The 7,868-nt window shown below is 42.2% G+C and carries 9 protein-coding genes and 4 pseudogenes; 4 read left to right on the top strand and 9 right to left on the bottom strand.

The genetic code is table 11. From position 1 onward, the window contains the following. The 5 genes and pseudogenes from J7R10_RS07400 to J7R10_RS07380 all read right to left on the bottom strand — a co-directional run. Positions 1 to 1,255 (bottom strand): annotated as a pseudogene (locus J7R10_RS07400) (phage tail protein); the annotation flags it as partial. After that, positions 1,252 to 1,314 carry a hypothetical protein gene (locus J7R10_RS10355; protein WP_234924827.1) on the bottom strand — a complete coding sequence of 21 codons (63 nt, stop codon included), beginning with the start codon at positions 1,312 to 1,314 and terminating at the stop codon, positions 1,252 to 1,254. The pseudogene J7R10_RS07400 and the gene J7R10_RS10355, both read right to left, overlap by 4 nt. Before the next feature lie 47 nt (positions 1,315 to 1,361). Then, on the bottom strand, positions 1,362 to 1,649 hold the full coding sequence (locus J7R10_RS07390) for a phage tail assembly protein (RefSeq protein WP_010704756.1): 288 nt from the start codon (positions 1,647 to 1,649) through the stop codon (positions 1,362 to 1,364). Positions 1,650 to 1,651: 2 nt separating this feature from the next. Then, positions 1,652 to 2,147: pseudogene (locus J7R10_RS07385) on the bottom strand (phage major tail tube protein). Beyond that, positions 2,147 to 3,538, bottom strand: coding sequence for a phage tail sheath subtilisin-like domain-containing protein (locus J7R10_RS07380; protein WP_010704757.1), 1,392 nt, complete (start codon positions 3,536 to 3,538; stop codon positions 2,147 to 2,149). The pseudogene J7R10_RS07385 and the gene J7R10_RS07380 overlap by 1 nt, the downstream one beginning before the upstream one ends. A 342-nt stretch (positions 3,539 to 3,880) precedes the next feature. Between J7R10_RS07380 and J7R10_RS07375 the strand changes: the two genes are divergently transcribed. The 3 genes from J7R10_RS07375 to J7R10_RS07365 all read left to right on the top strand — a co-directional run bounded on the left by J7R10_RS07375 (position 3,881) and on the right by J7R10_RS07365 (position 5,210). Next, positions 3,881 to 4,456, top strand: a complete 576-nt coding sequence (locus tag J7R10_RS07375) for a Rha family transcriptional regulator (protein ID WP_010704758.1) — start codon at positions 3,881 to 3,883, stop codon at positions 4,454 to 4,456. A 123-nt stretch (positions 4,457 to 4,579) separates the two neighbouring features. Then, complete coding sequence (locus tag J7R10_RS07370) at positions 4,580 to 4,831, top strand: type II toxin-antitoxin system Phd/YefM family antitoxin (protein ID WP_010704759.1); 252 nt, start codon at positions 4,580 to 4,582, stop codon at positions 4,829 to 4,831. Then, positions 4,818 to 5,210 carry a hypothetical protein gene (locus J7R10_RS07365; RefSeq protein WP_407059611.1) on the top strand — a complete coding sequence of 131 codons (393 nt, stop codon included), beginning with the start codon at positions 4,818 to 4,820 and terminating at the stop codon, positions 5,208 to 5,210. The genes J7R10_RS07370 and J7R10_RS07365 overlap by 14 nt, the downstream gene beginning before the upstream one ends. Before the next feature lie 9 nt (positions 5,211 to 5,219). Here the strand turns inward: J7R10_RS07365 and J7R10_RS07360 are convergent, their stop codons facing one another. Further along, a complete protein-coding gene (locus J7R10_RS07360) occupies positions 5,220 to 5,516 on the bottom strand; it encodes a HigA family addiction module antitoxin (RefSeq protein ID WP_010704761.1) in 297 nt (98 codons plus the stop codon). A 76-nt stretch (positions 5,517 to 5,592) separates the two neighbouring features. Here J7R10_RS07360 and J7R10_RS07355 point away from each other — a divergent pair, with 76 nt between their 5' ends. After that, positions 5,593 to 5,757: a hypothetical protein gene (locus tag J7R10_RS07355; protein ID WP_010704762.1), complete on the top strand. Its 165-nt coding sequence runs from the start codon at positions 5,593 to 5,595 to the stop codon at positions 5,755 to 5,757. 8 nt (positions 5,758 to 5,765) lie between these two features. Here the strand turns inward: J7R10_RS07355 and J7R10_RS07350 are convergent, their stop codons facing one another. The 3 genes and pseudogenes from J7R10_RS07350 to J7R10_RS07340 all read right to left on the bottom strand — a co-directional run. Next, positions 5,766 to 5,996 carry a hypothetical protein gene (locus J7R10_RS07350; protein ID WP_010704763.1) on the bottom strand — a complete coding sequence of 77 codons (231 nt, stop codon included), beginning with the start codon at positions 5,994 to 5,996 and terminating at the stop codon, positions 5,766 to 5,768. Positions 5,997 to 6,005: 9 nt separating this feature from the next. Further along, positions 6,006 to 7,183: pseudogene (locus J7R10_RS10255) on the bottom strand (Bgr_08870 family protein). Between the two features lie 13 nt (positions 7,184 to 7,196). After that, a pseudogene (locus tag J7R10_RS07340) lies at positions 7,197 to 7,868 on the bottom strand (DUF4815 domain-containing protein); the annotation flags it as partial.

The following is a 7,868-nucleotide window of genomic DNA, read 5'->3' as shown; positions in this document are numbered from 1 at the left end:
AAGCTAGCAAAAGAATTCCATAACGTTCCTAAAAAGCTTATGATGGTATCCCAATTTTTGTAGAGCAGATATCCAGCTCCGACAAGCGCCGCAATGCCCCCGATTATCCAACCGATAGGAGTGGTCAAAATTGTATAGCCAAGCGTGACAAAAGCTGCACTCACGGCAGCTAATGCGGCAATGAGTGGACCAAAAATGAATGAACCAAGCGCTACAAGTTCTACTTTTAAGAGGGTTATTTCACCAACAAGCGGTTTCATCCAAAAAAACCAGCCTTTAATTCTTTCTGTGAGATCGCTTATAGTTTTTCTCAAATCAGAGGTAGGATTAAGCAAATCATTAAAGACTTTTTTTAAGGTTTTAGCCCACCCAGCAACGGTTGTTTGAATGAGGTCACGGTTTTCATCAATCAGGCGAGAAAAAGCATCAATCATATCATTGATCACAGGCATAAAGCGCGCGCCAATAAAGCTCGCGATACCGCCTATTTTTTTCTTAAACGCTCCCATTTTGTCACTTAAGTCTGCGGCATAGTGTGCAACATCGGCACCTATGAGCCATTTTCCTTTCCGCGCCTTTGCAAACAGCTCTTTGATGGGCGCCATCCCTTGTGCAAGCATGGCTGCCATTTCTTTTCCATCACCATCAAACAGCAGAGCAGCAATATGCTGTCTTTGCGCTTGATTTTTCATTTTACTCATCTTGTCGGTAATTTCTTCTAACAAAACGGAATTTGATTTGAGTTTTCCAGAAGCATTTTTGACAGAAATGCCAAGCGCTTCAAATCCCATAATGCCTCTTTTTTGTCCGGCATATGCTTGTGCAGAACGCCTGTTTAAAGTTGCTAAGGATTGTTGAAAGAGTTCGGCAGAATATCCTGAATTATCGGCTGCATCACCCCATAACTGAAGTGCTGTAACATTCATGCCTAAATGTCGTGAGGCATGGTGAAGACTATCCCCCAGATGCATGGTTTTCATGGTGATGGCGGTCACACTTGCGATAAGACCACCACCAGCAAGCCCTAAAGCACCGGTAAAGAGTGAAGCACGACTTGCCGCCACACCAAGGGCACTTTGAACCCCCTTCAAACTTGATGTCATATTTTTTACCGCAGCAGAAAAGCGGGGAATACTCAATCTATGGGAGAGTGTTTTTGACAATGTATCGAATTTTTTTGAAGATGTTTAAGAGGTTCGGTGAGTTTGTCTTCAAGGGACAGTTTGACCTTTGCATCAGCAACTTTTTCACTCATTTTGTCTTATACCTTTCTGCTGCTTGTTTTCGCCAGAATATTAACTCTTGCGGTTCCATTTCCATCATGTCTGAAAGGGACCAATGAAAAACGAGAGCAATATCCGCTATGAGTTTAGCGGCGGTTTCCCAGTCGAGGTTTCCCGCCGCTTGATAAAAGACTCCAAAATCTCTCCAAGACTTGCCATGTCGCCACCATCAAGTTCCAAAACAGCTTCATGTGGCCATTCAGAAAGACGTGCGATCATAGTTACTACCTGATCAGTGCCTTCCTTTTTATCAATGGCTTGCATGTCTTTTACTTTGATGCGCTGTAAGGTGATTTCGGTGTGTTCTTTTCCTTCAAAGATCACGGGGACAAGTAATTTATGTATAATGCTTGTTTGTACTGTCATTTTTATAATCCTATGTTTTCTCTATGGTCTGCTAATTGATTGACGCCATTGAATTTTCTGACTAAGTTGAGGACGTCTATCTCAACAATTTCAACATCTTTCTGGACATATTTGAAATAATGCAATGTAAATGTAGCTGTGGATGTCGCTTTGCTTCCCGGTTGCCATTCTGCCATTTCAAAGCCCTCTCATGGTAATGACAACACCTTCTGCTGGTGTGCCTTGCGCTTGCATTGAACTTCGTAATGAGATGTCGACATCAGACCGTCCCAACAGCGCCATCAACTCTGGAGAGCAGTCAGAAATGGTCATGGTGAGGATGAGCGTTTCAAGACCAAGGTCAACTTCAATGGAGCTATCCATGCCACCCCCGCGATAGCTTTCAACGACCAAGTTCAAATTCGGTAGTGTTACGCTTTCGCATTTTGCCTGATAGGGAATGCCATCAACAAAAATGTTAAAATATTTTAGAACTCTCGGTAAAACAGGGATAGTCATTAAAAGATCTCCTCTAAGTAATCATTGACAATGCGTGAACGGAATGTGATATGTTCTGCTGGTGTTGTTGGTGTAAATTCGACATTGAAATAGACTTTGCCGCTCTCAATGGCGCTTGCTGTATTCAACTCTGGATCAGGGGTGCATTGTCCACCAAGAATGGCGCCTTGCGCTTTTAAATCACGCAAATAGGCATTGACGCTTTCACTCACATCATTCATGTAGTTTTTTTTGATATTGCGGTCGACCGCCCATAGATGCCCACGCAAAATAGCGTCATTGATCATATCTGCGGTTCTCACAACAGATAAAAAAGCGAATTTTGTATCACTTGAAAGAGTGTGATTGCCCCAAAGACGATAACCATTTTCGCGGATAATTGTTGTGATGTTTTGTTCATTGAGAAGGTTGGCACGGCTTGATCTGTCACCAATGGAAAAATCAATTGGGCGAGCAATTCCTACAATGCCATTGATCACTTTGTTTGAAGGGGAATGCCAAAAACCATGTGTGAAATCTGTTTTGGCAATAACACCAGCAACCGCTGCACTTGCTGGCTGTTCTAGGATTTTTCCATCACGATTTACCTTTACAAAAGGATCAACAATAACAGCGCGTTTTGAATCAAAATCCTTTGCCGCGTTAAGAGCTGCTTCATCTGTTGTGTTTGGTGCGTCAAGCACCACAATAGCGCGTAGACGCTCGGCAATACCAATCAACTCTGCTGCTACAGGATTAGAGGTTACACTGATTTCGGCTTTTGCTGTTGCACCAGTGTCATCACCTTCAATCGTTACATTGGGGGCGGTTTGATAATCAAAGCCATAGTCCTTGAGAACAATTGAGGTTACTTGTCCATCGGTGATGATTGCTTCTGCTTTTGCACCGCCAGCAATTTTAACAGTTGCTTGGGTATAACCGCTGCCTTTGTTGGTGATCTCAATCTTGCTAAGGCTAATAGGGCGTTTATGGGTAAAGCCTGGAGCAATCAGAATGCGTGGTGTTTGTCCAAGAAGGGATTGTGCTCCAATCAAAGCATGCACACCTTCATAAGCACCATTTGCGTTCACACCGCCCAAAATATTGGTGAGAGTTGCGTTTTCATTGTCACCTTCGTTCACGCGCACGACAACAACAATGGTACCCACTTGCTTGAAAATGAGATCAAGAGCATTGGGTAGGGTGCCTTGACGTTTTCCTGTTTTATCCAGTTTTGCTGCTTGTGAAAGTGAACCGGTAACCAACACCGGCGTATTAAGGGGAAAAGCCTGTTCATCGGCATCGGGTGCTGTACCCACAATGCCAATAACTGCTGATTGGACCGCGCGAAGGGGACGGGTGCCATCGTCCACCTCGACAACTTCAACACCATGTAAAAAACCTGTTGCCATACTTTATGCTCCTTAAAATTAAGTGATGAATGAAAATGAATGGGAAAAATGCCGCTTTTGAGAACGACTTGACAAAATCTTTAAAACCGTTAGATTCATACAAAGGTGCCTAGAAAACACCTTGATAGTAAGCGGATAGATTGCCGACACAGTCTTTTTCCGTATATTGAATGCTTTGACTCGTTACGTGCGCATGGCGTATAATAATGTTGTCGGGTGTAGTTATGCTATACAATACCCTTGCGGGGAAAGCATAACGACGGACTTACTACCGTGTTTTCTAGCGCCCGATACCCTTTATAGGGTGTCAATAGAAGACATCTAAATAGTAAGGAGTTCATCATGAACAATTTAGTAACGATCGACAGTGCTGGTATTGCTGTTACAACCTCTTTGAAAATTGCTGAGGGGGTAGGGCATACTCATAAAACAGTTATGCAGCTGGTTCGTCAAAACATTGAAGACTTTGAGGAATTTGGAAGGGTCGCATTTGAAATCTCACCCTTTAAAACAGCAAATCATAAGGATTTTGGTTCACTCGCATTTGAAATCCAAGTGAGTAAAAGAGACGGTAAAGGCGGTCAAAAGAGAGAAGTTGCTATTCTTAATGAACCACAAGCAACCTTACTCATGACCTATATGCGTAATAATGATACGGTGCGTGCGTTTAAAAAAGCACTTGTTAAAGCTTTCTATGATTTAAAAAACCAGTTAATTGATAATGACCGTGATACACGATTTGGTTTTCCAAGTAATTGGGATGAGATGGGACCTACTGAAAAGGCTGTTTACATTTATGGGCCTCTCCACATGCATCTTGTAAAAGCTTTTACCTTAGCAGAAGAGAGTAAACATTATAAAACGCTTGTTGAAGAAGCTAAGCGGGTTTTAGCAAATCCGATTGCAAAAGTAGCTTAGACCTAAAATATAATTTTATCTCCTCGTCTTTTAGGCGGGGAGGTGGTTAACAGCCTAAAATATCTTTACATAATACATATTATACGTATAATACGTATTACTTATTAAAGATAGGATCTGCATATGAAAAAATATAGTTTTACAGATGTAAACCGCGGGGCAGGCGATATTTTAGACGAGGCTATGTCTACACCTGTAGCTTTAACAAAGCGAGGGCGTGAAAAAATCATTATGCTTCCTGTTGATTTATATCATGAATTAATAAAAGCGCATTCTCGTGTACAATCTTTTGTTTATACAGATGCACCGCAAAATATATTAGACGATTTAGATCGTGGTTTAGATGACATTTTGAATAGCGATGACCATGTTTAAAGCAGGGGATGTTGTTCAATATTATTATTTATGGCATGAACAAGCGCAAAACGGCGAACATTCGGGGCGCAAAGCGCGTCCTGCCTGTGTGATGGTTAAAACTGAAAGCCATTTCTTTTTGTTTCCTATTACTTCTAGAGAACCTATTAATTTGCAGTTTAGCTTAAAAATACCTGAGATAGAATGTAAGCGTGTGGGTTTACAAAAGCAGTCTTGGGTGCGTGTTGATGAATTTAATGTTGTTCCTTGTGAATCTTTGTTTGACTTTGAAGATTTAAAACCACAAGGGCGTTTTAGCCTCGCTTTCGTGCGTAAAATTGCACTTAAAATTAAAGAAGTTAAAGCAATAAAACCACTTGGAAAAGTCTCTAGAGATTGAGTCACAAAGTCAAACAGCGTGGAGTGTTGGAACTTTGCTAACATCTGTTTCACGCTCTGCGTGCCAAGCATCATAATTGGCTTGCATACGTAACCATATTGCTGCTCCATTCCCAAACATTTTGCCAAGACAAGCCGAAAGAGAAGGGGAGATAGGTTTTTCTGCATTTAGAATATCATAAAGATGCTGGCGTGATATACCAAGCATCTGTGCGATTTCTGTCTTCGTTTTGCCAGTTTCAGGAATAATTTCTGCCAAAACTTCTCCTGGATGAGTAGGACAACGATTAGGATTGCGTGTGGTCATGATAGTCTTCTTTGCAATTAACTTAAAAATCATTACAATTTAAACAGTATAACATCAATACTGTGTAATTTAAGAAATGAATATCAAACCAATTCGTACAGAGAGAGATTACCAAGAAGCCTTAGAGATTGTGTCTGCAATGTTTGACGATCAGCCAAAAGAAAATACTCCAGAATTTGATAGAATGAAAACTCTTGTTTTGTTAATTGAAGCCTATGAAACAGAGAATTATCCTGTTTAAGCTTTCTCTTACGGTTCTTTTATGGGCTCTACAGGTGCGTCTGTTTCTACCATCTCAGGAGATGAAAGCTGTTGTGTGCTTTCATCAATAACGGGAGGAGAGAACACTCCATGCTTGTAAGTCCAGCCGATTTGTGCTTCATGTGAAGGGATCGCCTCACCATCAAAGGCGTGAACATAATCTTCTGAGGCTACGATAATGTTGGTTACCACACCATTTTCAACAACTGCATATTCCATAAAAAACTCCTATAGAAAAAATCTCAACAAGATTGCTCCATTGCCACCGGTACCACCAGTTCCTCCACTAGCATCCTTTCCAGAAAAATAACCACTACCGCCGCCGCCGCCAAGACCCTGCTCACCGTTACTGCCAAAACAAGCTCTGTCGGTAGAAGAACCACCCATGCCACCGCCATATCCTCCACTTCCACCGCTAGCGCGAATAATCCCATTAATAAGTGTATCACCACCTTTAGACCCCGCTTTATTTCCATGAGAGCCTTCACCGCCACGACCAATTTGGGCTGTTCTCGATTTTTTAAGTTGCCATCCTTTAACTTTAACATGCACACATTGACCTCCTTCACCTCCTCCTCCATTGTGGAGGCTTGTATATTTGCCTTCTCTTTCTCCACCACCACCTCCTCCACCAGCACCCACGCTCGTATTTCAATTTCTGTGTCATCACTAACACCTTCAGGAAATGGAATGGTACCGCTTTGTGTCATAAGAATTTCAAGGGGGGACGTCGCTTTTCTTAATTTCGTTATTTCATCACGTATTTCTTGAAGAGCAACAAGAGCTTCATTTTTGCTATAAACTTCCGCACCATCAACTTTCAGTGGTCCTTTAAGCTTGCTTCCCGTTGCGCTTAAACTGGTAACCACTTCACCATTATGCATGAGGTTCAATGACGAATTGCCAATGAGTTCCAAATCATCACTCATAGTGACTTTGCTGGTAAATTTATTATAATTCTGCCATTCATTGGCTTGTTTTAGGCGACCATAGGCTGTGAGATCTTCATTAAGCTTGGCTCTAAATTCATCTAATCCAATAATATCTTCGGTTTTATGTTGATGAGAACCAAGCAAAGATATCGCACTGCCAAAGGTAAAATGATTGTTGCTTGCTTTGTAGAGAACATAATTGTTGGCGGCATCTTGTGCTCCCTCGATATCGCTTAAATCAGCAAATGAGAAGGTTTTATCGGCTGCCATTTTGCCTTTGAGAGCTGCTTCAAGATCTGCGACTTCACTTATGCTATGCGTGTGTTTTGAAGGTGCTTTTTGGTCTACCTTTTCCTCAACTTCCATCATGGCTTGATCAATTTTGGTCAAGTTTTCCCGCAAGATGGGGAATTCAGAACTGATAAAACGCCCTTCTTTTGGCAATTCCATGTCGAGTTTTTTGGTTTTTGTCATGTCTGTTTTCCCCTCATAATATACCGGCGCCAAAATCGCTCACCATGGAACGCGCTGCTGGTCCACCGGTAAGCGTGAGTTTCAAGCGCGCTTGTTTGGCTGTCTTGTCGTGGCTTACAAATTTTCGCTCTGTCCAAAGGGGCTCGGATAACTGTTCTGTTTCCTCTAATGTGAGAGGGGTAAAAGCACCATCATCCAGCTGCATCTCGAGGGTGAATGAAGAACCGCCCGGCAAGAAGGTTTTGATATAGCTGGTCAATCTTGCCTTTTCGCCAAAGGCAAAAGCACGGGTGACATAGGTGGCGGTTTTATGGATCTTTCCCGCAATCAATTGAACAGGAGCAAACAAGATGGGTGAGAGCTTCTCAGTGCCTTTGAGAATAGCACGAAGCTTTACCTTTTCACTGATATATTCGGTAAGGCTTAGTAATTGAAAGGGCAGGAGTTGATAAACCGTGCCGTTGTTTCTCTCAATTTCAAAGATGACAGAACAATCACTTGAAGGCAATTCAATGGCTGCACGCACTTGCAAATCAGAGCAGTCAACAAGATCAAATGTGCCAAGATCAATGGTTTTTTCTGTTTGTGTGTAGCGTGCTGCCAACACGCGAAAGGCTAAAGCCTCATCTTGATGGGCGGTCCAGCTCTGCGCATTGACAGAAGAAAAGCGTGGACCGGTCACATA

This window comes from Bartonella vinsonii subsp. berkhoffii ATCC 51672 (genome assembly GCF_902825225.1).
Lineage (GTDB): Bacteria > Pseudomonadota > Alphaproteobacteria > Rhizobiales > Rhizobiaceae > Bartonella > Bartonella berkhoffii.
Note: the sequence above shows the minus strand (reverse complement) of the source record. Positions and strands in the feature narration are given on the sequence as shown.

What these genes read in the sequence shown, in the direction of transcription:
- J7R10_RS07380 (WP_010704757.1), bottom strand. Translation starts at nt 3,538, where the DNA reads ATGGCAACAGGTTTTTTACATGGTGTTGAAGTTGTCGAGGTGGACGAT.
- J7R10_RS07350 (WP_010704763.1), bottom strand. Translation starts at nt 5,996, where the DNA reads ATGGAATATGCAGTTGTTGAAAATGGTGTGGTAACCAACATTATCGTA.
- J7R10_RS07365 (WP_407059611.1), top strand. Translation starts at nt 4,818, where the DNA reads ATGACCATGTTTAAAGCAGGGGATGTTGTTCAATATTATTATTTATGG.
- J7R10_RS07390 (WP_010704756.1), bottom strand. Translation starts at nt 1,649, where the DNA reads ATGACAGTACAAACAAGCATTATACATAAATTACTTGTCCCCGTGATC.
- J7R10_RS07355 (WP_010704762.1), top strand. Translation starts at nt 5,593, where the DNA reads ATGAATATCAAACCAATTCGTACAGAGAGAGATTACCAAGAAGCCTTA.
- J7R10_RS07375 (WP_010704758.1), top strand. Translation starts at nt 3,881, where the DNA reads ATGAACAATTTAGTAACGATCGACAGTGCTGGTATTGCTGTTACAACC.
- J7R10_RS07370 (WP_010704759.1), top strand. Translation starts at nt 4,580, where the DNA reads ATGAAAAAATATAGTTTTACAGATGTAAACCGCGGGGCAGGCGATATT.
- J7R10_RS07360 (WP_010704761.1), bottom strand. Translation starts at nt 5,516, where the DNA reads ATGACCACACGCAATCCTAATCGTTGTCCTACTCATCCAGGAGAAGTT.